Annotated in this window: 24 protein-coding genes; 17 read left to right on the forward strand and 7 right to left on the reverse strand. The window is 68.3% G+C overall.

Going from position 1 to position 23,948, the window contains the following annotated elements:
* The first annotated feature begins 72 nt into the window (after positions 1–72).
* Genes AC1RIF_RS02135 through AC1RIF_RS02150 form a run of 4 tightly spaced genes read left to right on the forward strand, consistent with a single transcriptional unit; the run spans position 73 to position 4,267 of the window.
* The gene (locus AC1RIF_RS02135; RefSeq protein ID WP_492599721.1) at positions 73–678 is read left to right on the forward strand and encodes a hypothetical protein; all 606 of its coding nucleotides are present in this window, start codon (positions 73–75) and stop codon (positions 676–678) included.
* 58 nt (positions 679–736) lie between these two features.
* The gene (locus AC1RIF_RS02140; RefSeq protein WP_492599722.1) at positions 737–2,296 is read left to right on the forward strand and encodes a carboxylesterase/lipase family protein; all 1,560 of its coding nucleotides are present in this window, start codon (positions 737–739) and stop codon (positions 2,294–2,296) included.
* Positions 2,293–3,768, forward strand: a complete 1,476-nt coding sequence (locus AC1RIF_RS02145) for a carboxylesterase/lipase family protein (protein WP_492599723.1) — start codon at positions 2,293–2,295, stop codon at positions 3,766–3,768. The genes AC1RIF_RS02140 and AC1RIF_RS02145 overlap by 4 nt, the downstream gene beginning before the upstream one ends.
* A gap of 58 nt (positions 3,769–3,826) precedes the next feature.
* Positions 3,827–4,267: a GtrA family protein gene (locus tag AC1RIF_RS02150; protein ID WP_492599724.1), complete on the forward strand. Its 441-nt coding sequence runs from the start codon at positions 3,827–3,829 to the stop codon at positions 4,265–4,267.
* Here the strand turns inward: AC1RIF_RS02150 and AC1RIF_RS02155 are convergent.
* Both AC1RIF_RS02155 and cobF read right to left on the reverse strand, forming a co-directional pair.
* Complete coding sequence (locus AC1RIF_RS02155) at positions 4,250–5,116, reverse strand: Fpg/Nei family DNA glycosylase (protein WP_492599725.1); 867 nt, start codon at positions 5,114–5,116, stop codon at positions 4,250–4,252. The two genes, AC1RIF_RS02150 and AC1RIF_RS02155, sit on opposite strands and share 18 nt — an antisense overlap.
* Positions 5,117–5,192: 76 nt before the next feature.
* The gene (cobF, locus tag AC1RIF_RS02160; RefSeq protein ID WP_492599726.1) at positions 5,193–5,933 is read right to left on the reverse strand and encodes a precorrin-6A synthase (deacetylating); all 741 of its coding nucleotides are present in this window, start codon (positions 5,931–5,933) and stop codon (positions 5,193–5,195) included.
* 123 nt (positions 5,934–6,056) lie between these two features.
* On the opposite strand from cobF, the gene AC1RIF_RS02165 reads away from it, so the two are divergent.
* The 3 genes from AC1RIF_RS02165 (at position 6,057) to AC1RIF_RS02175 (ending at position 7,735) form a co-directional block, all read left to right on the forward strand.
* Entirely contained in the window at positions 6,057–6,815 is a 759-nt protein-coding gene (locus tag AC1RIF_RS02165; RefSeq protein ID WP_492600115.1) for a thymidylate synthase, read from the forward strand.
* A complete protein-coding gene (locus tag AC1RIF_RS02170) occupies positions 6,815–7,297 on the forward strand; it encodes a dihydrofolate reductase (protein ID WP_492599727.1) in 483 nt (160 codons plus the stop codon). Before AC1RIF_RS02165 ends, AC1RIF_RS02170 begins: the two co-directional genes overlap by 1 nt.
* A gap of 111 nt (positions 7,298–7,408) precedes the next feature.
* On the forward strand, positions 7,409–7,735 hold the full coding sequence (locus tag AC1RIF_RS02175; protein WP_492599728.1) for a cupin domain-containing protein: 327 nt from the start codon (positions 7,409–7,411) through the stop codon (positions 7,733–7,735).
* Here AC1RIF_RS02175 and AC1RIF_RS02180 read toward each other — a convergent pair whose 3' ends face one another.
* Positions 7,736–8,350, reverse strand: coding sequence for a TetR/AcrR family transcriptional regulator (locus AC1RIF_RS02180; protein ID WP_492599729.1), 615 nt, complete (start codon positions 8,348–8,350; stop codon positions 7,736–7,738). It abuts the gene before it with no gap.
* Positions 8,351–8,530: 180 nt separating this feature from the next.
* Between AC1RIF_RS02180 and AC1RIF_RS02185 the strand changes: the two genes are divergently transcribed.
* From AC1RIF_RS02185 to AC1RIF_RS02210, 6 genes are all read left to right on the forward strand, one after another.
* On the forward strand, positions 8,531–9,427 hold the full coding sequence (locus tag AC1RIF_RS02185; RefSeq protein ID WP_492599730.1) for an AurF N-oxygenase family protein: 897 nt from the start codon (positions 8,531–8,533) through the stop codon (positions 9,425–9,427).
* Complete coding sequence (locus tag AC1RIF_RS02190; RefSeq protein ID WP_492599731.1) at positions 9,424–11,193, forward strand: DUF4873 domain-containing protein; 1,770 nt, start codon at positions 9,424–9,426, stop codon at positions 11,191–11,193. Before AC1RIF_RS02185 ends, AC1RIF_RS02190 begins: the two co-directional genes overlap by 4 nt.
* Positions 11,194–11,391: 198 nt before the next feature.
* Positions 11,392–13,074 (forward strand): GAF domain-containing sensor histidine kinase, encoded by a 1,683-nt coding sequence (locus tag AC1RIF_RS02195; protein ID WP_492599732.1) that lies wholly within the window; start codon positions 11,392–11,394, stop codon positions 13,072–13,074.
* A 481-nt stretch (positions 13,075–13,555) separates the two neighbouring features.
* Positions 13,556–13,987, forward strand: a complete 432-nt coding sequence (locus AC1RIF_RS02200) for an SRPBCC family protein (RefSeq protein WP_492599733.1) — start codon at positions 13,556–13,558, stop codon at positions 13,985–13,987.
* Positions 13,988–14,322: 335 nt separating this feature from the next.
* Positions 14,323–14,745, forward strand: coding sequence for an ATP dependent DNA ligase (locus AC1RIF_RS02205; RefSeq protein WP_492600116.1), 423 nt, complete (start codon positions 14,323–14,325; stop codon positions 14,743–14,745).
* A 225-nt stretch (positions 14,746–14,970) separates the two neighbouring features.
* Positions 14,971–15,174: a hypothetical protein gene (locus AC1RIF_RS02210; RefSeq protein ID WP_492599734.1), complete on the forward strand. Its 204-nt coding sequence runs from the start codon at positions 14,971–14,973 to the stop codon at positions 15,172–15,174.
* Between the two features lie 194 nt (positions 15,175–15,368).
* Here AC1RIF_RS02210 and AC1RIF_RS02215 read toward each other — a convergent pair whose 3' ends face one another.
* From AC1RIF_RS02215 to AC1RIF_RS02225, 3 genes are all read right to left on the reverse strand, one after another.
* The gene (locus AC1RIF_RS02215) at positions 15,369–15,746 is read right to left on the reverse strand and encodes a hypothetical protein (RefSeq protein WP_492599735.1); all 378 of its coding nucleotides are present in this window, start codon (positions 15,744–15,746) and stop codon (positions 15,369–15,371) included.
* Positions 15,747–16,156: 410 nt separating this feature from the next.
* Positions 16,157–16,417 (reverse strand): hypothetical protein, encoded by a 261-nt coding sequence (locus AC1RIF_RS02220; RefSeq protein WP_492599736.1) that lies wholly within the window; start codon positions 16,415–16,417, stop codon positions 16,157–16,159.
* Positions 16,418–16,547: 130 nt separating this feature from the next.
* The gene (locus AC1RIF_RS02225; protein WP_492599737.1) at positions 16,548–17,186 is read right to left on the reverse strand and encodes a response regulator; all 639 of its coding nucleotides are present in this window, start codon (positions 17,184–17,186) and stop codon (positions 16,548–16,550) included.
* A gap of 150 nt (positions 17,187–17,336) precedes the next feature.
* On the opposite strand from AC1RIF_RS02225, the gene AC1RIF_RS02230 reads away from it, so the two are divergent.
* Entirely contained in the window at positions 17,337–17,693 is a 357-nt protein-coding gene (locus AC1RIF_RS02230) for a hypothetical protein (RefSeq protein WP_492599738.1), read from the forward strand.
* Positions 17,686–18,324 (forward strand): Dabb family protein, encoded by a 639-nt coding sequence (locus AC1RIF_RS02235; RefSeq protein ID WP_492599739.1) that lies wholly within the window; start codon positions 17,686–17,688, stop codon positions 18,322–18,324. Before AC1RIF_RS02230 ends, AC1RIF_RS02235 begins: the two co-directional genes overlap by 8 nt.
* Before the next feature lie 16 nt (positions 18,325–18,340).
* Here the strand turns inward: AC1RIF_RS02235 and AC1RIF_RS02240 are convergent, their stop codons facing one another.
* A complete protein-coding gene (locus AC1RIF_RS02240; protein ID WP_492599740.1) occupies positions 18,341–20,689 on the reverse strand; it encodes an ATP-binding protein in 2,349 nt (782 codons plus the stop codon).
* Between the two features lie 111 nt (positions 20,690–20,800).
* Between AC1RIF_RS02240 and htpG the strand changes: the two genes are divergently transcribed.
* Both htpG and AC1RIF_RS02250 read left to right on the forward strand, forming a co-directional pair.
* Entirely contained in the window at positions 20,801–22,753 is a 1,953-nt protein-coding gene (gene htpG / locus AC1RIF_RS02245) for a molecular chaperone HtpG (RefSeq protein WP_492599741.1), read from the forward strand.
* Between the two features lie 165 nt (positions 22,754–22,918).
* The gene (locus AC1RIF_RS02250; protein WP_492599742.1) at positions 22,919–23,908 is read left to right on the forward strand and encodes a rod shape-determining protein; all 990 of its coding nucleotides are present in this window, start codon (positions 22,919–22,921) and stop codon (positions 23,906–23,908) included.
* Positions 23,909–23,948: the final 40 nt, after the last annotated feature.

Below are 23,948 nucleotides of genomic sequence, written 5' to 3' on the forward strand. Positions count from 1 at the left end.
CTCGGCCCGTCGACCCGACCTTACAATCGGCCACCGACAGTGACCGTCTCGGCGCGATGCCATCCTGTCGTGGTGGCGTACACGGGATCTAGAACGAAATCGACGCACGTCTGGCTGGCTCCCGCGGACGAGGCGCTCGTCGGACGTGCCATCGCCGAGGCAGCTCCGGGTGCGGCCTGGTTGTGCAGTCGTCCCGGCCCGGTCGGCCTCCATCCGGTCCATCTGCACCGGACAGTCGAGGAGGCGTTCTGCTGTGGGCCCGTGCAGGCCTTCCTGCTCCTGCCGGTCGGGGCCGAGCCACCCGACGGCGTCGCAGCGGCCGAGGACGTTCGGACGACGCCGGGGCTGATTCATCGCGCGATCGTGCAACTCCTGCGCTCCCGGCACGTGGAGGACGAGTGGGGGCAGTCGCCGGGCCACGAGACCGCGCTCCAGGCGGGGCGGCTCGCGGTCCGGTGGTCCGAGCCCGAGGTCGGGCCGGCTCCTCATCGACTGCTGCGCGAGCAGACCACGGTCGTGTGGAAGGCGTTGCGTTCGGCCACGAGCCCGGCGACCCTCGTCGCCCCCGACGGGCAGACCGCCTCCGGCGCCCGCATCGGGCCGGCAGCGCGCGACATGGTCGTCACGACGGGGATCCCGCTGACACGCGGCGGCGACGAACGGTGCACGCTCGGCTAGCGGGGGGCACCGTTCCGGCTCGTCCGACCGCGGTCGGACACAGACGTATAGTCGCGCCATGACCCCGAGTCTGGAAGTCGGCACCACCGCCGGCGTCGTGCGCGGCCGTCGCATAGGCGACCTGCTTGCTTGGCGTGGAATTCCCTTCGCGGCCCCACCCGTCGGCCCCCTGCGTCTGCGCGCGCCGCAGCCCACGCAGCCGTGGAGCGGAGTCCGCGACGCCACCGCGTTCGGCGATGCCGCACCGCAGCACCGGATGGGCACGGCACTGCGGCCGGGCAAGTACCAGCCGATGTCCGAGGACTGCCTCACGCTCAACGTCCTCGCCCCGGCGGCACCGAGTTCGACACCTCGGCCGGTCATGGTGTTCATCCACGGCGGCGCGTTCACGATGGGCACCACCGCGATGGGCCTCTACGGCGGCGACCGTCTCGTCCGCCGGGGCGATGTGGTGTTCGTGTCGATCAACTACCGCCTCGGTTCGCTCGGATACCTCGACTTCAGCGAGTTCTCCACACCCGAGCGACCGTTCGACTCCAATCTGGGGCTGCGCGATCAGGTGGCGGCACTGGAATGGGTGCAGCGGAACATCGCCGCATTCGGCGGCGATCCCGCCAACGTCACGCTGTTCGGCGAGTCCGCAGGCGCGACCTCGGTGACCACGCTGATGGCGACGCCGGCCGCCCGGGGGCTGTTCGCCCGGGCGATCTCCGAAAGCTCGGCACCGGTGCTGGTGAACGACGCGGTCCGAGCACGGCAGTGGGCGCGGGACTTCGTGACGCTGCTCGGATCGAACGCGGACGACGCCGCGGCGGCCGCTCATGCTCTGGACGCCGCCACCCCGGCCGAGCTCGGCAAGGCCGGCCACCGTCTGGGTGCACGGGTTCTCGCCGAGACACCCGGACTGCACCCGTTCGGACCAACCGTCGACGGCGATGTCCTGCCCGTCGCGCCGGTGCAGGCGTTCACCGACGGGACCGCGCATCCTGTTCCGCTGATCATCGGCACCAATGCCCGCGAGGGCACGCTCTTCCCGAAGGTCCTCGACGGCCTGCCCACCGATGCCGCCCGCATCGACGCGATGTTCGCCCTCACCGATCCGGACGCCCGGGCGCGTGTCGTCGACGCGTACGCCGGGTACCCGGACCCGGTCGCGGCGATCGATCTGGGCGGCGATCTGACGTTCTGGATTCCGTCGGTCCAGATCGCCGAGGCGCACTCCGTCCATGCCCCCACCTACAGCTACCGTTTCGACTTCGCACCGCGCCTCATGCACTGGCTCGGGCTCGGCGCCGCCCACGCGTTCGAGATGTTCGCGGTGTTCGGGTACGGCGATTCCGCGGCGGGACGAGCACTCACCGCGCCCGGTGGCCGACGCGGACTGCGCGCCGTCACCGATCGGGTCCAGGAGCACTGGATCTCGTTCGCCCACAACGGGGTCCCGGCCCCGTGGTGGCCGCGGTACGACGCCGACGCCCGCCGCACCCTGATCTTCGACGTCCCCACCCGCGTCGAACGCGATCCGGGCCGGGATCGCCGGCTCGCGTGGACGGGCTATCGCGGATACCGCGGCGAGGGGCTGGACCGAGACCGCGCCGAATCCGAGCATCGGGCATGACGGACGTCGACCTCGAGGTCACCCTCGAGGAAGGCGTGGTTCGCGGACGTCGGCATCCGGATCTGTTGTCGTGGAGGGGAATTCCGTACGCCGAGCCCCCGGTGGGAGCGCTCCGGCTGCGCGCTCCGGAACCGGTGCGGCCGTGGACCGGAGTGCGCGACGCCACCGAGTTCGGCCCGCCGGCCCCGCAGCAGCGCCGCCGCGGCAGCGAGGACTGCCTCACCCTCAACGTCCTTCGGCCGGCCGAACCGAGCACCACCCCGCGGCCCGTCATGGTCTACATCCACGGCGGGGCCCACACGGCAGGGACGTCGTCGGACCCGCTCTACAGCGGCGCCGAGCTGGTCCGCCGCGGCGACATCGTCTTCGTGTCACTGAACTACCGGCTCGGAGCCCTCGGCTATCTCGACTTCTCCGAGTTCTCCACTCCCGAGCGGCCGTTCGACACGAACCTCGGTCTTCGCGACCAGATTGCCGCACTCCGGTGGGTGCAACGCAGCATCACCGCATTCGGCGGCGACCCCGCCAACGTGACGTTGTTCGGTGAGTCGGCCGGCGCCGACGCCGTCGTGACCCTGATGTGCACACCGGCCGCGAAGGGCCTGTTCGCGCGTGCCATCGCCCAGAGTCCTCCCCCGGCCACCTCGAACGGCCGGGAACTGGCTGCGCGGTGGGCCCGCGAGTTCCTCGACATCGCGGGCGTTTCCGGATCCGCGGTGTCCGAGTACCTGAGCACCGCCGCACCCGCACTTCTCGTACAGGCGGCCACCACACTCAGCGCCCGGGGCGCCGACGAGGTGCCCGGCACCCGCCCGTTCGCGGCGGTCGCCGATGGCGATCTACTGCCGGAGCACCCACTGAATGCGTTCGAGGCGGGAACCCAACACCGGGTGCCGCTGCTGATCGGCACCAACGCGCAGGAGGGGCGGATCTTCCCACGATTCCTCGACATCCTGCCCACGAACCGAGATCGGATCGAGAAGATGTTCGTCGACACCGATCCCGCGATCAAGACTCGTGTGATCGACGCGTATCCCGGATACCCGGGCCGGCGGGCCGCCGCAGACCTCGGCGGCGACGTCGTCTTCTGGGAGCCGTCGGTGCGTTGCGCGCACGCGCACACCCGGCACAGCGACACCTACATGTACCGGTACGACTTCGCGCCCCGTCTCCTGCGCGTGAGCGGCCTCGGCGCGACGCACGCGACGGAACTGTTCGCGGTGTTCGGTGCGCGGGGCCTTGCGGCCCGCACCCTCACCTCGCTCGGTGGCCGCCGCGGGCTGCGCGCCGTCACCGACACGATGCAGTGCCACTGGCTCGGTTTCGCCCGCAATGGGCGACCGCTCGGGACGTGGCCGCGGTACTCGCTGGACCGCCGTGACACGCTGATCATCGATGAGGTGTCCCGGGTGGAGTCCGATCCGCTGAGCGGCCGCCGCGAGGCCTGGTTCGGATACCGGCACCGTCACTGATCCGTCCGTGAGCTACGGTTGCGAACTGCAACCAAATCTCAGGCTGTGGGAGACCTCGATGTCCGTGCTCGACAGGCGCCTGGGCGGCGACGGCTGGGCCGCTCAGCTCACGCGGTTCGCCCTGGTGGGTGGATCCAGCAATGTGCTGTACGCGCTGTCGTTCCTCGTTCTCGACGCCTACGGGACGCTGCTGGCGAACGCTGTCGGCGTCGCGACCAGCACGATGCTGGCCAACGAACTGCACCGCCGCCGCACCTTCCGCGCCGCAGACCGGGTGCCCTGGTTCGCCGCACAGTGGGAGGGCGGCGCGCTGGCCCTGCTGGGGCTGATCATCAGTTCGCTGGTGCTCTCCGTGCTGCACTTCTTCTTCCCCGACGTCAGCGACCTGGTGTCGATCGCGCTGGTGATCGCCGTCAGCGCCGTCGTGGGCGGCCTCCGGTTCATCGCACTGCGCGGCTGGGTGTTCGGCCGCCGACAACCGCTACTTCAGCAGCCGTGACATCCGCCGGTCGGCGAGGAGCTTGCCGCCGGTCTGACATGTCGGGCAGTACTGGAACGACCGCTCGGCGTACGCCACCTCCCGCACCGTGTCCCCGCACACCGGGCACGGCATCCCGGTCCGTGCGTGCACGGTCATCCCGGCGCGCTTCTCGCCCTTGAGCCGGGCAGCCTCCTGGCCCACCGAACGTTCGACGGCGTCGGACAGCTCCGCGCGCATCGCGTCGTACAGCCGGTCCACCTCGTCCGACGACAGCTTCGACGTCGTCGCGAACGGCGACAGCCGGGCGGCGTGCAGGATCTCGTCGGAGTACGCGTTCCCGATGCCTGCGAGCAGCGACTGGTCCACCAGCGCGGTCTTGATCCGGGAGGTGGCCCCGGCGAGGATGTCGCCGAACTGCGGACGCGTCACCTCGAGCGCATCGGGTCCGAGCCTGGCGATGCCCGGCACCTGCTGCGGGTCTGCCACCACCCACACCGCCAGCCGTTTCTTGGTGCCGGCCTCGGTGAGGTCGAACGCGGGCGTCTCCCCGTCCGGGGTGAAGAAGTGCACCCGCAGCGCCAACGGCCCCTTACCCGGCTTCGGCGGCGCCGGGCTGGGGTTGTCGATCCAGCGCAGCCACCCGCCGCGGGACAGGTGCGCGATCAGCCACAGGCCGTCGCAGTCCATCGCGAGGTGCTTACCGAACCGCCGCGCCCCGGTCACGTTGCGGCCCTGCAGGGCGCTGATCGGTGGCTCGGCAGTCTTGAGCACGCTCAGCGCCGCGACGTCGACGCGTCCGACAACCGCCCCGACGGCATGGTCCCGCAGGAACTGGGCCAGGGCCTCCACCTCGGGCAGTTCGGGCATGGGGTCAGCCTAAGGCGGCTCCGCCGCCCGTGCGCCTTTTTGGTAGCTCCGCCCACCAGAAGTGCGCACGGGCGCGTCAGCGCCTGATCAGGTAGATGTCCATGATCCAGCCCTTGCGCTCGCGCAGTTCGGCACGGACGCGCACGATCTCGTCCTCCACCTCGCGGAGCTTGCCGGAGATCAGCACCTCGTCGGGCAGACCGAGGTACGCGCCCCACCAGATCTCCGCGTCGGCTCCGGGCACGTGGGTGAAGCTGCATTCGGCGTCGAGCATCACGACGGCGGTGCCGACGCCGTCGGGCAGGCCGTCCCGCAGCCGCCGCCCGGTGGTGACATGGACGGGCTCGCCGATGCGGTTGAGCACGATCCGGTGCTGTGCGGCGAGCGACTGGATGCTCGTGACGCCGGGGATCACCGTGTAGTCGAACGCGACGTTGCCGCGCGACAGGACGCGCTCGACGATCCGCAGCGTGCTGTCGTAGAGCGACGGATCGCCCCACACCAGGATCGCGCCGACACCCTCCTCGGCCGCGAACTTCTCCTCGAACACCTGCGCGCGACGGTCGTGCCAGTCGTCGACGACGCCGTTGTAGTCGGACGGGGTCCGGTCGCGCGGCGGGTCGACGATGTCGACGATCCGGTAGTCGCGGTCCATGTGCTCGGTGAGCATGGTGGTCCGCAGATCCACCAACTCCTGCTTCTCGTCACCCTTGCCGATGACGAAGAACACGTCGGCCCGGTTCATCGCCTTCACGGCCTGGATCGTCACCTGGTCGGGGTCGCCGGCACCGATGCCGATCACGAGAAGCTCACGCATGGGCGCAGGCTATCGCCCGTGCGCCTTTCCGGTAGCACCCACCACCAGAAAGGCGCACGGGCGGCACCGCCGCCTAGACTCGGGTCCGTGCATTCCCCCTACGAAGATCTCCTCCGCCTGGTCATGGACACCGGAACCGCCAAGGCGGACCGCACCGGAACCGGGACGCGCAGTGTCTTCGGGCACCAGATGCGTTGGGACCTCGCCGAGGGCTTCCCGCTGGTCACCACCAAGAAGGTGCACCTGAAGTCCATCGTCTACGAGCTGCTGTGGTTCCTGCGTGGCGAGTCCAACGTCAAGTGGCTGCAGGAACACGGCGTCAGCATCTGGGACGAGTGGGCCGACGCGGACGGCGAACTGGGCCCGGTCTACGGCGTGCAGTGGCGCTCGTGGCCCACCCCTTCGGGCGAGCACATCGACCAGATCACCAAGGTCATCGAGATCCTGAAGACCAACCCGGATTCACGCCGGATCATCGTCTCGGCGTGGAACGTGGCCGACCTCGACGACATGGCGCTGCAGCCGTGCCACGCGTTCTTCCAGTTCTACGTCGCCGACGGCAAGCTCAGCTGCCAGCTGTACCAGCGCAGCGCGGACCTGTTCCTGGGCGTGCCGTTCAACATCGCCAGCTACGCGCTGCTCACCCACATGGTGGCGCAGCAAGCCGGGCTCGAGGTGGGCGACTTCATCTGGACCGGCGGCGACTGCCACATCTACGACAACCACGTCGACCAGGTCACCGAGCAGCTGACCCGCGAGCCGCTCCCCTACCCGACGCTGAAGCTGAACAGGCGTGACTCGATCTTCGACTACACCTTCGAGGACGTCGCGATCGTCGACTACCGCCACCACCCGGCGATCAAGGCGCCGGTGGCGATCTGATGATCGGTCTGATCTGGGGACAGACCACCGCGGGCGTGATCGGCCGGGACAACGCCATCCCGTGGCGGATCCCCGAGGACATGGCTCATTTCAAGGACACCACCATGGGTCACCCCGTGGTGATGGGGCGGCTCACGTGGGACTCGCTCCCGCCGAAGTTCCGTCCGCTGCCGGGACGCCGGAACATCGTCGTCACCCGTCAGAGCGGCTGGACCACGGACGGCGCCGAGACGTCGAGCGGCATCGAGGCGGCCCTGGCACTCGCCGGAGACACCGCCTGGGTCGTGGGCGGCACGCAGATCTACACCGCCGCAATGCCGTTCGCGGATCTACTGGCGGTCACGGAGATCGACGCGGACATCGAGGGCGACGCCTTCGCACCCGAGATCGGCGACGAGTGGGTGGTCGGCGACGAGGGCGACTGGCACATCTCGGAGAAGTCCGGGCTGCGTTACCGGTTCCTCACGTACGTTCGCGGCTGACCGGCCACTACCCGACGGTGGCCGAACCGTTAGGCCGATAACCCGGTCATCTCCGGCGCGGTGGGTCATACTGCGGGGACCCCACCCTGCAGTCACCGGGAGTGACATTTGATGGACAAGACCTCACTGACGGCCCTCGCCCGGCAGCAGCTCAAACTGGCGGGCACGTCGTCCAGCGGACGCAGTTCGCAGACCGTGTACGGCGGCCATCAACGCAGCCTGCGTCAGACCGTGATCGCGCTCGGCGCCGGCAAGAGCCTGGCCGAGCACGACAGCCCCGGGGAGGCCACGCTGCTGGTGCTCAGCGGCAAGTTGGCGCTCATCTGCGGCGAGGACTCGTGGAAGGGATCGGCCGGCGACCTGCTGATCATTCCCGCGGCGCGGCACAGCGTCGAGGCGCTCGAGGACGTCGCGTTCCTGCTGACGGTCGCGAAGTAGTCAGACCGTCTGCCCGTCGGCTGCGGGCAGGACCCCGATCGCGAGGAGACCGGCGACGAACCCGCGCACCGCGACCTCGTCGGTGGTGTCGACGGCGCCCTCGGTGACGATGAGCGAGGCCACCAGACGGAAGGCCCACTCGCAGATCGTGCGGGGGCTCACCTCCGCGAGCTGCTGCGGGGTGAACATGCGCTCGAAGTGCGGGACCAGGAAATCGGCGCCTCGCTCGATCAGCGGGCTCGCGCGCACCGTGAACCACGGCAGGACGAGGGACGGATCGTCACGAAGTGCCTTCTGCAGCAGTGCGTGCCGCCGCGCGTAACACACCGCGAAGGCGATGCAGTCGACGAATCCGGCGTGCAGTTGATCGCGCCCGCGCAGCACCGGATCGAGCACCGCGAAGAACCGGGTGACCTCGCGCTTGAACAACTCCTCGAAGATCGCGGCCTGATCCCCCACGTACTTGTAGACCGTCGGGCGCGACAGGCCCGCCCGCTCGGCGATCTGGGCGTGCAGTCGCGGGCTGTAGCCGACGTCGATCAGGCACGCTTCCGCCGCATCGAGGATGCGTTCGCGAAACGCGGTGGGGCTCAGATCTTGTGCACGGGCATTCACCGCAGAGAGTGTAGTAGTGCGGCTCGGCGATTGCTCCGCGGCAGTCACGACGCGATTACTGTTCCGCAGCATCACAGACACCATTGACGCCCGTCGCGGATGCGCTTACGTTTCTAGGTGAGATCGGCGAACGCTGCGCCCCGGCGGCGAGTCCCTCGGGGTACGCCCAGGAGGACGGTCATGGCTCAGACGACGAGTCCACCCGACCGGGAGTCGGTTGTGGACCGGCTGCTCGAGGGATCGGTCAAACGCTCGTACGCCCCGGTGGTGGACATCGACTGGGACGCACCGCTCGAGGACGGCAAGTACTTCCTCCCACCGGACGTGCTGTCGCTGTACGGCACCCCGATGTGGGAGTCGATGAGTGAAGCCGAGCGGATAGAGCTCTCCCGGCAGGAGTCCGCGAACATCCTCAGCGTGGGCATCTGGTTCGAGAACATCCTCAACCAGGCGCTGCTACGGCACCTGCTGCACAACGATCCCGGGTCCCTGCACACCCGCTACACGCTCACCGAGATGGGCGACGAGTGCCGCCACATGGCGATGTTCGGCCGGGCGATCGAGCGGATGGGCGCCAAACCCTATCGGCTCCGCTGGTATCAGGCGGCGGCGGTCGATGTGCTACCCAAGACTTTCCGCGGGACCATGCTGTGGGTGGCCGCGCTGATCGGCGAGGAGATCTTCGACGCCACCCAACGCCGCGTCGTCGACGATCCCCGGCTGCAACCCCTGATCGCCCGGCTCATGCGGATCCACGTCACCGAGGAGGCGCGGCACATCCAGTTCGCGCGGGCCGGGGTGCGCCGGCGGATCGCCGAGACCCATCGGATCGAGAAGGTCTGGGTCGGTACCGCCCAGGGACTCGGCGGACTGCTGCTCGAGCGCCTGTTCACGAATCCGGCGATGTACAAGCGGGCCGGCCTGGATCCGCGGGCGGCGCGGCGGCAGGCCCTGGCGAATCCGCACTTCCGGGCGAACCAGCGGCGCGGGTTCGCCGACCTGGCCGCGTTCCTCGAGGAGACCGGGATGATGCGCCGGCCCTCGCGCGCGATGTGGCGTCGAGCGGGGTTCCTGTGACGGCGGTGCCCGCGCTCCGGGTGCTGATCGTCGGCACCGGGTTCTCAGGACTGTGCATGGCGATCCGCTTGCAGGAGGCGGGAGTCGACGACTTCGTCATCCTGGAGAAGGCCTCGGACGTGGGCGGCACGTGGCGGGAGAACACGTATCCCGGGTGCGGGTGCGACGTGATGTCGTTGATGTACTCGTTCTCATTCGCCCCGAACCGGCAGTGGACGCGGATGTACGCCCGCCAACCCGAGATCCTCGACTACATCCGCCGGATCGTCGACGACTACGGCCTGACGCCGCACATCCGCTTCGACTCCGAGGTCGTCTCCTACGACTTCGACGAGGCCGCCGACCGCTGGACTGTCCGCACTGCCGCCGGCGACGTGTACCGGCCACGGATCGTCGTGGCCGGTCCGGGCCCGCTGCACAAGCCCAGCATCCCCACGTTTCCCGGCCGGGATCGTTTCACGGGGAACGTCTTCCACTCCGCCGAGTGGGATCACACGGTGGACCTGACCGGCAAGCGCGTCGCGGTGATCGGCACCGGAGCGAGCGCGGTCCAGTTCGTCCCCGAGGTCGCGAAGCAGGCCGCACACGTGGACGTCTTCCAGCGCACCGCGCACTGGGTCCTGCCGAAACTGGACCGACCCATCACCCCCACCGAGAAGCGCCTGTTCCGCACGGTTCCGGGCACGCAGAAGACGTACCGCGGCGCGATCTACTGGAGTCACGAATCGCTGATCGCCGGGTTCATGCACCCGCGGCTGATGACCGTGCTCGAACGTGTGGCCCGGGGTCTGCTGCGCCGCCAGGTCCACGACCCGCGTCTGCGTGCGACCCTCACCCCCGACCACACGATCGGTTGCAAACGGATCCTGGTGTCCAGCAACTACTATCCGGCACTGCAGCGCAACAACGTCGACCTGGTGACGGCGGGGATCGCGGAGTTCACCGAATCCGGTCTCCGGACCGTCGACGGCGTCGCGCACGATGCCGACGTCGTCGTGTTCGGGACCGGGTTCGAGATCGCGGACCGGTTCGCGCACGAACACATCGTCGGGCGCGGCGGTCTGAGCATCCAACAGGCGTGGCGCGACGGCATGGAGGCCTACCTCGGGGTGGTCGTCAGCGGATTCCCCAACTTCTTCCTCATGATGGGGCCCAACTCGGGTGGCGGAAACCAGTCGATCGTGTTCGTCATCGAAGCGCAGGCCCACTACATCCTCGAGTGCCTGAGGATGATGGACGGTCGCGGCGCCACCCGGATCGAGGTGCGCGGCGGCACCCAGCGCGACTTCAATCGCCAGGTCCGGCAGAAGCTCGCGGGCTCGGTGTGGAACTCGGGCGGCTGTGACAGCTGGTACCTGGACCGGACGGGACGCAACCGGGCGGTCTGGCCCGGGTCGAGCGCGTCGTACTGGCTGCGCCTGCGACACCCCGACGTCGACGACTTCGACCTCAGCTCGGCACAGGAGCGCGACGAGGAGGGCTACCGTGGTCCCGCGGTTCTCGAGGGCGCCGGAATGGCACTCGACGTCGACGTGCACCTCACCGGGCACGTCGACCCGCTCGACGGCCACTACCACTGGTACGGGCAGGTCACGGGGGACGATCGGATCGCCGAGCTGAAACGCCCGGACTCCGGGGTACCGACCCTCCGGATCGGTGACGGACCCGTCGTGGACGCGACGCTCGCCGAGCGCGATCCGTGGGGGCACTTCCGGATCACCGGGGTCGGCGCGCCGCCGTTCGCGCTGGACGACCTCCTGGTCTGACCCCAGCCTGTCAGGCCGAACCGCCGGAAAGGGAGTCCGGCGCCGACCCCCTCCCCCGAGGATCGACGCCGGACAGTCGAGATGTCGTCACGCAAGCCACCACGACCTCGGCGACGACAACTTCACCGACTGAATCGACGCATGAGTGCAACGTGTTACACCCGCGTCGGAGAATTTTCCCGCCACTATGCTGCGTGCATGGTGAACGGCGGTAACTGGGGCTTCGAGGAGTTCGACAACCTGGAGGAACTGCTCGCCGACATGCGCAGTCGACTCGTCGACAGCGTCGCGACGCCGGCCCGGCTGCGGGAGTTGCTCGAGGCCGTCCTGGTGGTGGGCGCCGGACTTGAACTCGATTCGATCCTGCAGCGCATCGTGCAGGCCGCGACCACCCTGCTGGACGCGCGCTACGGCGCGTTGGGCGTGCGCAACCCCGACGGTGGACTGTCCGAGTTCGTGTACGAGGGCATCACCGCGGAGGAACGGGCCCGGATGGGGCACCTGCCGGAGGGTCACGGGCTGCTCGGGCTGCTGATGGAGCATCCGCGACCGGTACGTGTCGCGCACCTGGGCGCGCACCCGGCGTCGGTCGGCTTCCCGCCGAACCATCCGCCGATGGACAGCTTCCTCGGCATGCCGATCATCGTGCGCGGGCGGGTGTTCGGCAGCATCTATCTCACCGAGAAGCGAACCGGTCCGGAGTTCACCGACGAGGACGAGACCATCCTCGACGCCCTCGCCACGTCCGCGGGCGTCGCGATCGACAACGCCCACCTGTTCGAGGAGTCCCGCACCCGGGAACGCTGGCTGTCCGCACTCGCGTCGTCCAACGCCCGCCTGCTGTCCGGCGGATCCATCGACGAGGCCCTCGAACTCCTGGTGACCCGCACCCGCGATCTGTGCGGCGCGACCGGCGCCTACGTGCTGGTGGTCGAGGACGAGGACGACGCCGTCGTGGAGGCGGCGTCCGGCGACGACGGCCCGCGACCGGGCAGCCGGATCGACCTGTCGGGCTCGGACCTGCTGCCGGTGGTCCGCGGCCGACGGCCCGCACTGTTCACCCGGCACGATCGTGTGGCCCCGTTCACCGCCGGCACCGACATCCGGGTGGCCGCCCTGCCGCTGTCCACGACGTCCGGTGTCGCAGGCATGCTCGTCGTCACCCGCGAGGGCCTCGGGTGGGCGCCCGACGAGATCGCCCGGCTGGGGTCGATGGCCGACTCCGCCGCCCTCGCCGTCGAGTTCGCCGACCAGCAGCACCGGCGACGACAGCTCGACGTGCTGGCCGACCGCGACCGCATCGCCCGCGACCTGCACGACAACGTCATCCAGCAGCTGTTCGCGACCGGCATGAGCCTGCAGAGCCTGCTGCTCGACGAGAACGCGCCCGTGCCGGAGTCCGCGTCGGGCACGATTACCAAGTCGGTGTCCCAGCTCGATCGGATGATCCACGAGATCCGCACCACGATCTTCGACCTGCAGACCGCCGGCGAACAGGCTCCGACGAGCCTGCGTCGACGGCTGCTCGACGCGATCGGCGATCTGACGGACCGCTCGGCGCTGGTCCCGAACGTGCAGTTCACCGGCGCCATCGACACCCTGGTGCCGCCGCGGATCCACCAGCACGCCGAGGCGGTGCTGCGCGAGGGCCTGAGCAACGCGCTCCGGCACGCGGACGCGACGACGATCACGGTGGCGATCGACGCCGCCGATCACCTGACGATCCGAATCTGCGACGACGGTGTCGGTGTGTCCGAGCCGACCCGACGAAGCGGGCTCGACAACCTGGCCCGCCGGGCCGAACAGTGCGGCGGCAGCTGCACCGTCCTGCCCGGCCTGAGCGGTGGCACCGAGCTGACGTGGCGGGTGCCGCTGCGGTGAGCGGCACCGCGCCACGTCGGTGTACGTTCCGCGCCGGCCACGCACCGCTCCCGAGGATCAGCCGCACGTGGCCGACCCGGGTGTCGAATCGGAACAGCAGCTGGGAAGCGGATTCCGGGGGACGCTCAGCCCGCTGTACGTGGCGGCTGTCATGTGGCTCATCTCGATCGGGGTGCAGTGATGGATGCGTACCCGATTCGGCTCGGCCCCCTCGGGGCGCTCATCGATCGGACGCGATACATGTGGTTCGCGTTCAACGGCTGGAGGTAGGTGATGGGCGGCGGGGATTGGCCGCGACACCCCGTGAACGCCGAGTGTGACGTGCGATCGCGTACAGCGGCACGTTCTGCTCCTGCGTAGTTTCGCGGCAAGTTTCCTCGAGACTTCCTACGGGGCATTCGACATGTGACGTTCGCGGGACGACACCCGCCCAGGCGGGTTGCCCGGTTTCGGAGACTGAACATCCGGGTAGTCGCCTACCATGAGCAGCATCACCGAGGCCGTCGACGTGAACGTCCCGGTCCACATCGCCTACGGCCGGTGGGCACAGTTCGAGACGTATCCGCAGTTCTTGTCCGGGGTCCGCGAGGTTCGACGACTCGACGACGGTCACCTGCACTTCGTGGTCCACCTCGCCGGCGTAACCCGCGAATTCGACGCCGACATCACCGAACTACACCCGTACGAGCGACTGAGCTGGCACTCCGACGGCGGCCCCGAGAACGCCGGGGTCATCACATTCCGCCCGATCGACACCACGCATACCCGGGTGACCGCCCACATCGACATCGACCCCAGAGGATTCGTCGAAAACCTCGCCGACAAACTCGGCTACCTCAACCACCTCGTCCGCGGCAACATGGCGCAATTCAAACAATTCATCGAAGATGACGACACCCGGGCCGGCCGTTGACGACGGTACTGACGTGGACCACGGAGTTTTGTCGCGGCCAGACGTTCTCTCCAGGGCCTCTTGACACGCGCACGTGGTGTGTCGTCGCAACTAATCTGTCCGCCACGGAGCGAGCAATGACGATCTCGGGTACAGGGCTCTCTATTCCAGCTAAAAGCCGGGTCGCCGCTCCCCTACCTGGGTGAAGCGCCTGTTGAGGGCAAATACGGAGGCCGTGATCGTGGGGTGGGTCGATGGCACCGGGGCGGCCCGTGATGGCGTCGGATCACTTCTCCTGGGCGCGTACGACGGTGACCGGCCGAATCTACATAGGGAAGGCAGGAACGGGCTTCACGATGGCAGCCAGACGGTCGCTGCGTGCGCAGCGCGAACCGCTCGAGGGGCCAACGAGTCCGTTCGCTGTGCCGCCACCGGCCCGGGACACCCGGGGCGTGCACTGGACCTTCCCCGACCTCGTCGGAGACGTCGCTTTCAGGGAGTGCACCGGCGGGAGCCTTCGGAATCCGAGCTGGCGAGGCCTGCGCGACGACAAGCAGGCCGTGGCAACGATGACCGATGCCGAACTCGATGCCGCCATCGCCCTGCACGAGCGCGGACGCCGGTTGCTGATCGCCGGGGACGTCGACGGCGCTGGGCTGGTGGCGATGGAAAAGTCGATCTGCGTGTCGGTTATCGAGAGCAGACTCACGGCGCTGAATCCCGGCAGCATCGATCCTGGTCGCCAATCCGCCGTCGGGGTCACCACGACCACTGAATGACCGTTGAATCATTGCACCGCAGTCCAATTCGAACGGTCTCTCCCTCGCGTCCCCAACCGCTGGGCTAACGTCGGCGGTGGACGGCCAATCGGAGGGGGAATCCTGGCCGGACCCGCTGGCGATGACGGACCCATGCCGTCGCTGCCGGATGACGGGGGGCGCGCATGGTGGCACTGTGCGCCTCCCGTCGCGGATTCCCTCGATACCTGTACGGGGACAACTGAGATGGCCGAGCTACCGAAACGACGCCGCCGCGCGACCAGCGCGCAAGCACTGAAAGCTGCATGGTGGCTGTGCATTGTGGTGATCCTCACGGTGCCGGGTGTCTTCGCGTTGATGGTCGGCACCGCTGTTCTCGGCGCGCTTCTGATCACCGCCTTCACCGCGTTGTGCGTGTGGATCGCCTGGCTGCTGATCGGCATTCGCTGACCACGCATCCCTCCGGCGCACAGCCCCCGGCGCCCGTAGGCGCCGCTGATGCGCAAAATGGGAGAAGGTCCCTCCCCGAGGTATGGGGAGGGACCTTCTTCGTTCACCAGCGGATCTCGGCCTGACAGGCCGGTAGTCCGCGGCCAGTGTTTCAGACGCACCTGCCCTCGGTCCGTGTCACGACCGGGCAGCGATCACCTGTACCAACCCGACGCGCCGTAGAACGGCGCACCGAACTTCGCGGAATCCTGCACGACAAGTCCGACGTTCCCTCCCCGGTGCGAGGCAGCTTCTTCGATGAACTGGTGCCCGGTGACCGGGGTCCAGCCGCCGGTGTACCAAATCGAATCGTGCGGCAGCCTGACCTGCCAGTTGTCGCCGTAGACAAGGTTGATCAGGTCACCTGCACGAAGCTGCGCGGCCAGAACAGTCTCCTCATGGGTCAGGACGACACCGACGTATCCGTCGCCGCTGATGGGCGTAGCAGCGCTCGCGGTCCCGGCTCCCGCAGCGATGATGGCGGCCGTCGCCACGCCGACGGCAGCGATGGACGCAGCGCGCTTGATGCTCATGAAAATGGGTTCCCCTCCGTGTTCGTCCGCGTGCACACCCCGACGCGGCCACCCCTCGCGGCCGCTGTGCCGGACATCGACCCGACCGTAGCAACTCCGGCGCGAACGACGAATACGCCCAGCCCGCCCTCGGACTGAACTAGATCTGTTGCGCTGCAACGCTACTCGGACCGAAGGCCAAAACTTCACCGCTGCGGGGTGATCGAACTAACAACGCCGATGTCCGACCGAACGGGTGAATCCGGGGGTGAATCTCGCAGGTCGGATCAGCTACCCAAGGTGGGACTTCCGAGCTGCCGACTCTGCCCAGATTCATATCCACCACCGCCAGAACCTGGGGGCTGGCAGCTTGACGTCGAACAGTTCGACAGCCGATGCGACGGCCGTGGTTGTCACGGCCGCGATCTTGGTCACACAACAGCAGGTCCCTTCCGAAGTTCGTGCTGGTCAACCGATCCGCGGTCGAAAGACCTGAGCGACGGGCGGCGTCGATGGATCAACGCTGTCGGAAGTCCGTCAGCCCGGTACTCGACGCCGTCGTCTGCCGGGGCGCGGTGGTCGGTGATCGTGAAGGCGTATCCCGTTCCGGGAACGTCGGCCTGGGCGCATGCGTAGTCCGGATCGTTGTGGCGAGCGGCATGTTCGACCATCAGGTCGCCGAGCACGGTCATGTTTCCTTGGACCGCTCAGCTGCGGGCCCCGTGAAGTAGACGCCGCCTTCGGTGTCACCAGCCTCGCAGGCTGCGGATCGTCTCCTCGAGTACCTCGTCGATCGTGGTGCGGGGTGGCTCGCCGCCGCGACTAGCTCCGCCGGTTGTTGCGCAGCTCCGTCGCGAGAACCGCGGCCTGGGTGCGCCGCTGCATGCCGAGCTTGGCGAGCAGGCGCGAGACGTAGTTCTTGATCGTTTTCTCCGCGAGGAAAAGTCGCTCGGCGATTTCCCGGTTGGTCAGGCCCTGCCCGATGAGATCGAAGACCGCGCGTTCCTGTTCGGACAGCTCGGCGAGCGGGTCGGTGGTGCGCTCGGAGCGAATCCGCTGCATCAGGGCGGTCGTGGCGCGGCTGTCGAGGAGGGAACCGCCCGCGCCGACCGTCCGCACGGCCGAGATCAGGTCGGTGCCGAGGATCTGCTTGAGCACGAAACCCGACGCGCCGGCCATGACGGCGTCGAACAGGGCCTCGTCGTCGGAGTACGACGTGAGCATCAGGCAGCGCAGGTCCGGCAGCACGGCCCGCAGGTCGCGGCACAGTTCCACACCGTTGCCGTCCGGCAACCGGACGTCGAGCACTGCGACGTCGGCGCCGCTGGACGGAATCCGGGCCAGCGCCTCGCCCACCGAGGCGGCCTCGCCGACCACGGTGAGGTCGGGCGCGCTGCCCAGCAGATCCACCAGTCCGCGCCGCACGATCTCGTGATCGTCGACGAGAAAGACCCGTGTCATCGGTGCACCTTCCTTAGCTGTCGGGAAAACGCTACCGCGCCGCGCGCTCCTCGCGGATGCCGGACCTCCCGCTGCACGGAATCCGATCTGTCCGTGTCCGGGATGCCACCTCTAGCGTCGGTCCCGAGTTCGTGTGGTGAGAGGAGTCCGATGACGCGTGCGGCGGAAGCCATCGTCTACATCGTCGACGAAATGGTGGTCGCGCCCGGCCGGGCGCGCGAATTACTCGCGTCATATCTCGAGCGGTACGCCCCCGGGGCGAAAGCGCGCGGCCTCACCCTCGACCGGGTCCTCATCAGCCCACCGGTCTGGCTCGCCGACCAGTCGAACACGGTCACCGTGACGTGGACCGTGCCGGGAGTCGACGCGTGGTGGCAGCAGCGGTGGGCCGCGGGACGGGATCCGAGCGTCGCGCAGTGGTGGGCCGACGCCGACGACTGGCTGATCAGCCGGAGTCGCAGCACGTCGTGCGCTGTCGACGATCTGGAGGCGGTGGCCGGTGTTTGAGGTCACGAAGCTGGTCCGGTTCGCCGACGGCGTCGACGAGGCCGCCCGGCAGTCGATGATGACGGGCCTGGCGTCCGGCGCCGCGCCTCACGCACGTCACGTGCTGATCTGCGCCACCCTGCCGGGAGGGATCGCGGCCGGGGACGTGATCGTGCGACTTCGTTTCGACAGCGAATCCGACTGGCGTGCAGCACAGAAGGACGTCGATGGAAGGCTGTGGACCGCGGCGGTCGAACACGTGGATTCGGTCACGCACACCGGGACGTCCCGGGTCGCCCCGGGCGGCCCGCCACCGACGGTGTTCCGGACGCTGCTGGTCTCCGTGGATCCGGCCACCGACCCGGAATTGGTGCGGCAGTTCGAGACCGAGACCGCCGCGATGGCCGACCACATCGGCTCGATCGGGGCGTCGCAGCTGAGTCGGGTGCACGACGCGACCGGCACCGCGCGGTGGACGCACGTGTGGGAGCAGGAGTATGCGAGCCTCGACGGACTCACCGGGCCCTACATGACCCACCCGTACCACTGGGCACACGTCGACCGCTGGTTCGATCCCGAGCGCGGTCAGCGGATCGTGACCGCGCTGTGCCACAGCTTCTGTCACGTCGAGGAGTCGGTCCTCGACATCTGACCGGAGGTCGGCCGACTCAGCCGCGCTGCGCGATCCACGCGGCAACCTGGGTGCGGGACGTGAAGCCGAGCTTGGTGAGGATGTGGTCGACGTGGCCCTCCACGGTCCGCGGCGCGATCACGAGCCGTTCGGCAATGGCGCGGTTGGTCATGCCCTCGGCGACCAGTTCCGCGACCTGCATCTCGCGCCGGGTCAGCCCGTGCCCGGCGTCGGCAGGCTTCGCCGGGGCGTCCGGTGCCCGCTCGCGGAGCGCGTACGCGATTGCCTCGCCGGTGCCCATCGCCGCGCCACGCGCGTGCGCCTCGTCGAACAACCTGTCACCGAGGGCTTCCCGAGACGAACGTTCACATCGATCGTGATGCACGACCAGCGGTTGGAAGGCAGCGATCGGACTTCCGGTGGAGGTGAACAAGACCTCTGCGGCCCCCAGCAGCACGGCCGCCCGCTCCGGTTCCCGTTCGGCGGCCGTCCAGGCGAGTTCCTCGAAGCACCACGCTCCTCCGAACTGGTTACCCAACAGTCGCAACAGGCGCAGGGAATCCTCGAGCAACGCCGTTCCCCGGCTGTGGTCACCACGACGCCAGAGCGTGGAGCCGTAGTCGGACATCGTCATTGCGCGCCACATGATCTCACCACGGGATTCGGTCAGGGCGATGGCCTCGTCGTAGATGTCGGCGGCACGGTCCTCTTCACCCAGGACGTCGACGACGAAGGCCAGCCAGTAGAGCGCCGGTACGAGCAGGAATTCGTCGTCGACGGCCCGGAAGCCCGCGGCGGCCCGCTCCAGATCTCCGAGCGCCTCCCCCAGGTATCCGCGGGTGACCGCGGCGCAGCCCTCCGCGAAGGCGGCCAACGCGGCCGATCCGACATCCGCGGACCCCTCGACCAGTCGACGCGCGTCGTCGGCAAGTGCGACCGCGGCGGCGGCATCCGTCTGCAGGGAAGCCAGCATGCTGTCGACACACAACGCCTCGATGCGCTCCGCTGGCGGCCCCTCGCCTCCACGTAGGGCTCGGTCCAGCCAGTACCGGCCCTCGTTGAACCGTCCCCGCACGATCCAGAACGAGTAGAGTCCGCCGGCGATCCGCATGGCGTTCCCGATCGAGGCCGTCCCACTCATGCAGAACTCCAGCGCGGCACGGAGATTCAACTGCTCACGGTCCAGTTCCGCCATCCACCCCACCTGCCGGGGGCCGATCCAGTCGGCCTTCGCGCGGAGGACCAGTTGCTCGTACCAGTCCCGGTGGCGGCGCTGCAGGACGTCCGATTCGCCGACGGCCTCGAGCTTCTCCTGGCCGTACTCCCGAATCGTGTCGAGCATCCGGTATCGCACCGCTCGGTCCACTTCGTCCCGGATGAGGATCGACTTGTCCACCAGCGACGCGACAGCGTCGACCAGATCGGGTTCGACCGACTCGTCCGCGAGCACACCTTCCGCCGCCTCGAGATCGAATCCGCCCGCGAACACCGCCAGGCACGCCCACACGGTCTGTTCCTCGACCGTGCACAGGTCGTAGCTCCAGTCGATGCTCATCCGCAGGGTCTGCTGGCGCCCCGGGCTGGTGCGGCCTCCGAGAGTCAGCAGGCGGAACTTGTCACTCAACCGCTCGAGGATCTGCTGGACGGACAACGATCGCAGCCGGGCGGCCGCCAGTTCGATCGGCAGTGGCAATCCTTCGAGGCGTGCGCAGATCTCCGCGACCACCGGTCGGGTGTCGTCGGTCAACTCGAATCCCGGCACGGCGGCGCGAGCCCGCTCCTCGAACAGTGTCATCGCTTCTGACGACGGATCCGTGCCGGCTGCGCCGGGCACACTCAACGGCGGAACCTGGACGGCGGACTCCCCGCCGATGCCGAGTGGCTCACGGCTCGTCGCCAGGACCGACAATCCCGGGCAGGACCGCAGCAGGGTTTGCACGAGATCGGCGACCGCGGCCACGAGATGCTCGCAGTTGTCGAACACCAGCAGCGTCCGACTGTCGGCGAGGTGCTCGACCAGCACCTCCTCCGGAGGACGAGCCGACCAGTCCTGGATGCCCAGCACCGTGGCGACCGTCTGCCCCAGCAGGTCCTCGTCCCGGAGTTCGCCCAACTCGACGAACCACACCCCGTCGGTGAACACCCGCTGCGATTCCCGCGCGACGCGAAGGGCGAGCCGGGACTTACCCACTCCGCCCGAACCGATCAAGGTCACGAGGCGCGATTCGGAAAGCAGCCGGCGTGTTTCAGCCACCTCGGCGCGCCTGCCCACGAAGCTGTCGAGCTCCTCGGGCAGGCTGCCTCTGCCGATCCTGACATCGGCCCGCACAACGCCGTGCACAATTCCAAGATACGTCCGACCCCCACCGCTCAGAGGCACTCCCACCAGCGCATCGCCATCGGACCGAAGCGCACGATCAGTCGGTTCGCGCTCGGGTCCCCGCGTGGCGAACGCTACGATTCGGTGCGAACGTTCTGCTGCCGAAGGGGACCACGAATGACCACGGGTATCGAACAGCGCGAGTTCCAGACGGAGACTCGCCAGATTCTGGATCTGATGATCCACTCGGTGTACTCCAACAAGGACACCTTCCTCCGCGAGCTCGTCTCCAATGCGTCGGACGCGCTCGACAAGCTCAAGCTGGAGGCCTACCGCGACAAGGACCTCGAGGCCGACACCTCGGATCTGCACATCGAGCTCGCCGTGGATGCCGAGACCCGCACTCTGACGGTGCGGGACAACGGCATCGGCATGTCACGCGACGAGGTGATCGACCTGATCGGCACGCTCGCGAAATCGGGCACCGCCGAGCTGCGCCGCAAGCTGCGCGAGGCGAAGGACGCGGCGGCGTCCGAAGAACTGATCGGCCAGTTCGGCATCGGCTTCTACTCGACGTTCATGGTCGCCGACAGGGTCACGCTGCTCACCCGCAAGGCCGGCGAGAAGCACGGGACGCGGTGGGAGTCGAGCGGCGACGCCACCTACACGATCGAGACCGTCGACAACGCCCCACAGGGCACGTCGGTGACGCTGCACCTCAAGCCCGAGGACGTCGAGGACCACCTGTACGACTACGCGTCCGAGCGCAAGCTCCGCGAGATCGTCAAGCGCTACTCGGATTTCATCGCGTACCCGGTGCGGATGCAGGTCGAGCGGCCCGCACCGAAGGGTGACGACGACACCGAGGACACGGAGCCGAAGACGGTCGTCGAGACCGAAACCCTCAACTCGATGAAGGCGCTGTGGGCCCGCCCACGCAGCGAGGTCTCGGACGACGAGTACAACGAGTTCTACAAGCACGTCAGCCACTCGTGGGACGATCCGCTCGAAGTCATCCCGATGAAGGCCGAGGGCACGTTCGAGTACCAGGCGCTGCTGTTCATCCCGTCGCATGCACCGTTCGACCTGTTCTCCCGTGAGCACCGCGCCGGTATCCACCTGTACGTCAAGCGGGTGTTCATCATGGACGACTGCGAGGAACTCATGCCCGAGTACCTGCGCTTCGTCAAGGGTGTGGTGGATGCGCAGGACCTGTCGCTCAACGTCTCTCGCGAGATCCTGCAGCAGGACCGGCAGATCCGGGCGATCCGGCGCCGGCTCACCAAGAAGGTCCTCACCACCATCAAGGACATGCTCTCGTCCGAGGACGAGGCGAACCGGGAGAAGTACCGCACGGTGTGGTCGCAGTTCGGCCGAGTCCTCAAGGAGGGCCTGCTGTCGGACTTCGACAACCGCGACACCCTGCTCGAGATCTCGTCGTTCCCGTCGACGCACAGCGAGGACGAGCAGACCACGCTGGCGCAGTACGTCGAGCGGATGAAGGACGGCCAGGAGCAGATCTACTACCTCACCGGCGAGTCCCGCCAGCAGCTCGAGGCGTCACCGCACATGGAGGCGTTCCGAGCCCGCGGCCTCGAGGTGCTGCTCCTCACCGACCCGGTCGACGAGATGTGGGTGACGTCGGTCCCCGAGTTCGACGGCAAGCCGCTGCAGTCGATCGCGAAGGGCGAGGTGGACCTCGACACCGAGGAGGAGAAGAAGGACGCCGAGGCCGAGCGCGAGGAGCAGGACAAGCAGTTCGCCGACGTCCTCGGCTGGCTCACCTCGACCCTCGAGGATCAGGTCAAGCAGGTGCGCCTGTCGACGCGCCTGACCGACTCCCCCGCCTGCATCGTCGGCGACGAGTTCGGCATGACGCCGTCTCTGGAGCGCATGTACCGGGCGTCGGGCCAGGAGGTCCCGCACTTCAAGCGGATCCTCGAACTCAACCCGACGCACCCCCTGGTCGAGGGTCTGCGCGCCGCGCACGCCGAGCGCGGCGACGACCCGAGCCTCACCGAGACCGCCGAATTGCTCTACGGCACCGCACTTCTCGCAGAGGGCGGCGAGCTGGAAGATCCGGCACACTTCGCAAAAATCCTCGCGAACCGCCTGGCACGGACGATCTAGACACGTCCACACGCTCGAGACAGCGCCCGCGGGAGTCCCACTCCCGCGGGCGCTGTCGTACACGACGACCACCGCACCGAGCACTGCCCCTCGAAACCGGCCATGAACTTCCCCGGGGTGCGTAGCATCTAATCCATCTCGTTCGATTCCCTTCGGGAGGCCGACGTGCGTGGACTTGGCATAGATCTCGGAACAACGAACACTGTCGTCGGAACTCTGGACGGCGGAATCGTCCTCAACGAACCGTCTTTCATGCTGGTCCGGAACAAGGATCCGCACCGCGCCCTCGTGATCGGCCAGGATGCGCGCAACCTCGTCGGCCGCACGCCGGCAGGCATCACGCAGGTTCGACCCATGCGTGACGGCGTGATCGTGGACCTGGAGTCGGCCCGGGCATTCGTCACGGCCGTCATCGAACAGGTCGTCCCGCGCCGACGGTACGGCCGGCGGCCGACGGCGGTCATCTCGGCGCCGGCCGGGGCCACCCCGCTCGAGCGTCGGGCGCTGCTCGAGGTCGGGCACGAGGCCGGCCTGCGCAAGGTCGGGCTGATCCCGGAACCGGTGGCGGGTGCTCTCGGATGCGGAGTCAATCCGCTCGAGCCCCGCGCCCATCTCGTGGTGAGCGTCGGTGGCGGCGTCTCGGAGGTCACCGCCATCTGTTTCGGGGGCGTGATCTCGCACCGCAGTTGCCAACTGGCGGGAGAGGAACTGACCGAGGCACTACACCACTACCTGCGCGAAGAGCACCAGATCATCGTCGGCGAACTCACCGCCGAGCGCGCCAAGATCGGCGCACCCGATACCGCCGACGAGCAGTCGCTCGTGGTGGAGGGGCTCGACGCCGTCACGGGGCGTGCACGGCTGATCTCACTCGACGTCGAGGAGATCGTGGAAGCACTGCGGCCGACCACGACCGGCATCGTGCAGACACTCACAGCTTGCTTGGAAGACCTTCCCCCGCAGGCGATCAGCGACGTAATGTCCGAAGGCGTCCTGGTGATCGGGGGTGGCGCGATGCTCCGCGGACTGTCCCACCTGTTCGAGGAGTCGTTCGGCCTCCCGGTGAAGACGGCCGAGCGCCCGCTCACGTGCGTCGCCGAGGGTGCCACGGCCTGCCTGGATCACCCGGAGGTCGTCGCCGCGTACAGCGTCTGATCTCCCACATCCCTCTGATCCCCCGCAGCGTCTGATTCGC

The sequence above is a fragment of the Prescottella sp. GW823-FHT02E09 genome, assembly GCF_058797375.1.

What these genes read in the sequence shown, in the direction of transcription:
- AC1RIF_RS02195 (WP_492599732.1), top strand. Translation starts at nt 11,392, where the DNA reads ATGGTGAACGGCGGTAACTGGGGCTTCGAGGAGTTCGACAACCTGGAG.
- AC1RIF_RS02220 (WP_492599736.1), bottom strand. Translation starts at nt 16,417, where the DNA reads ATGACCGTGCTCGGCGACCTGATGGTCGAACATGCCGCTCGCCACAAC.
- AC1RIF_RS02210 (WP_492599734.1), top strand. Translation starts at nt 14,971, where the DNA reads ATGGCCGAGCTACCGAAACGACGCCGCCGCGCGACCAGCGCGCAAGCA.
- AC1RIF_RS02170 (WP_492599727.1), top strand. Translation starts at nt 6,815, where the DNA reads ATGATCGGTCTGATCTGGGGACAGACCACCGCGGGCGTGATCGGCCGG.
- AC1RIF_RS02200 (WP_492599733.1), top strand. Translation starts at nt 13,556, where the DNA reads ATGAGCAGCATCACCGAGGCCGTCGACGTGAACGTCCCGGTCCACATC.
- AC1RIF_RS02165 (WP_492600115.1), top strand. Translation starts at nt 6,057, where the DNA reads ATGGACACCGGAACCGCCAAGGCGGACCGCACCGGAACCGGGACGCGC.
- AC1RIF_RS02150 (WP_492599724.1), top strand. Translation starts at nt 3,827, where the DNA reads ATGTCCGTGCTCGACAGGCGCCTGGGCGGCGACGGCTGGGCCGCTCAG.
- AC1RIF_RS02230 (WP_492599738.1), top strand. Translation starts at nt 17,337, where the DNA reads ATGACGCGTGCGGCGGAAGCCATCGTCTACATCGTCGACGAAATGGTG.
- cobF (WP_492599726.1), bottom strand. Translation starts at nt 5,933, where the DNA reads ATGCGTGAGCTTCTCGTGATCGGCATCGGTGCCGGCGACCCCGACCAG.
- AC1RIF_RS02225 (WP_492599737.1), bottom strand. Translation starts at nt 17,186, where the DNA reads ATGACACGGGTCTTTCTCGTCGACGATCACGAGATCGTGCGGCGCGGA.
- htpG (WP_492599741.1), top strand. Translation starts at nt 20,801, where the DNA reads ATGACCACGGGTATCGAACAGCGCGAGTTCCAGACGGAGACTCGCCAG.
- AC1RIF_RS02175 (WP_492599728.1), top strand. Translation starts at nt 7,409, where the DNA reads ATGGACAAGACCTCACTGACGGCCCTCGCCCGGCAGCAGCTCAAACTG.
- AC1RIF_RS02215 (WP_492599735.1), bottom strand. Translation starts at nt 15,746, where the DNA reads ATGAGCATCAAGCGCGCTGCGTCCATCGCTGCCGTCGGCGTGGCGACG.
- AC1RIF_RS02140 (WP_492599722.1), top strand. Translation starts at nt 737, where the DNA reads ATGACCCCGAGTCTGGAAGTCGGCACCACCGCCGGCGTCGTGCGCGGC.
- AC1RIF_RS02145 (WP_492599723.1), top strand. Translation starts at nt 2,293, where the DNA reads ATGACGGACGTCGACCTCGAGGTCACCCTCGAGGAAGGCGTGGTTCGC.
- AC1RIF_RS02205 (WP_492600116.1), top strand. Translation starts at nt 14,323, where the DNA reads ATGGCAGCCAGACGGTCGCTGCGTGCGCAGCGCGAACCGCTCGAGGGG.
- AC1RIF_RS02185 (WP_492599730.1), top strand. Translation starts at nt 8,531, where the DNA reads ATGGCTCAGACGACGAGTCCACCCGACCGGGAGTCGGTTGTGGACCGG.
- AC1RIF_RS02155 (WP_492599725.1), bottom strand. Translation starts at nt 5,116, where the DNA reads ATGCCCGAACTGCCCGAGGTGGAGGCCCTGGCCCAGTTCCTGCGGGAC.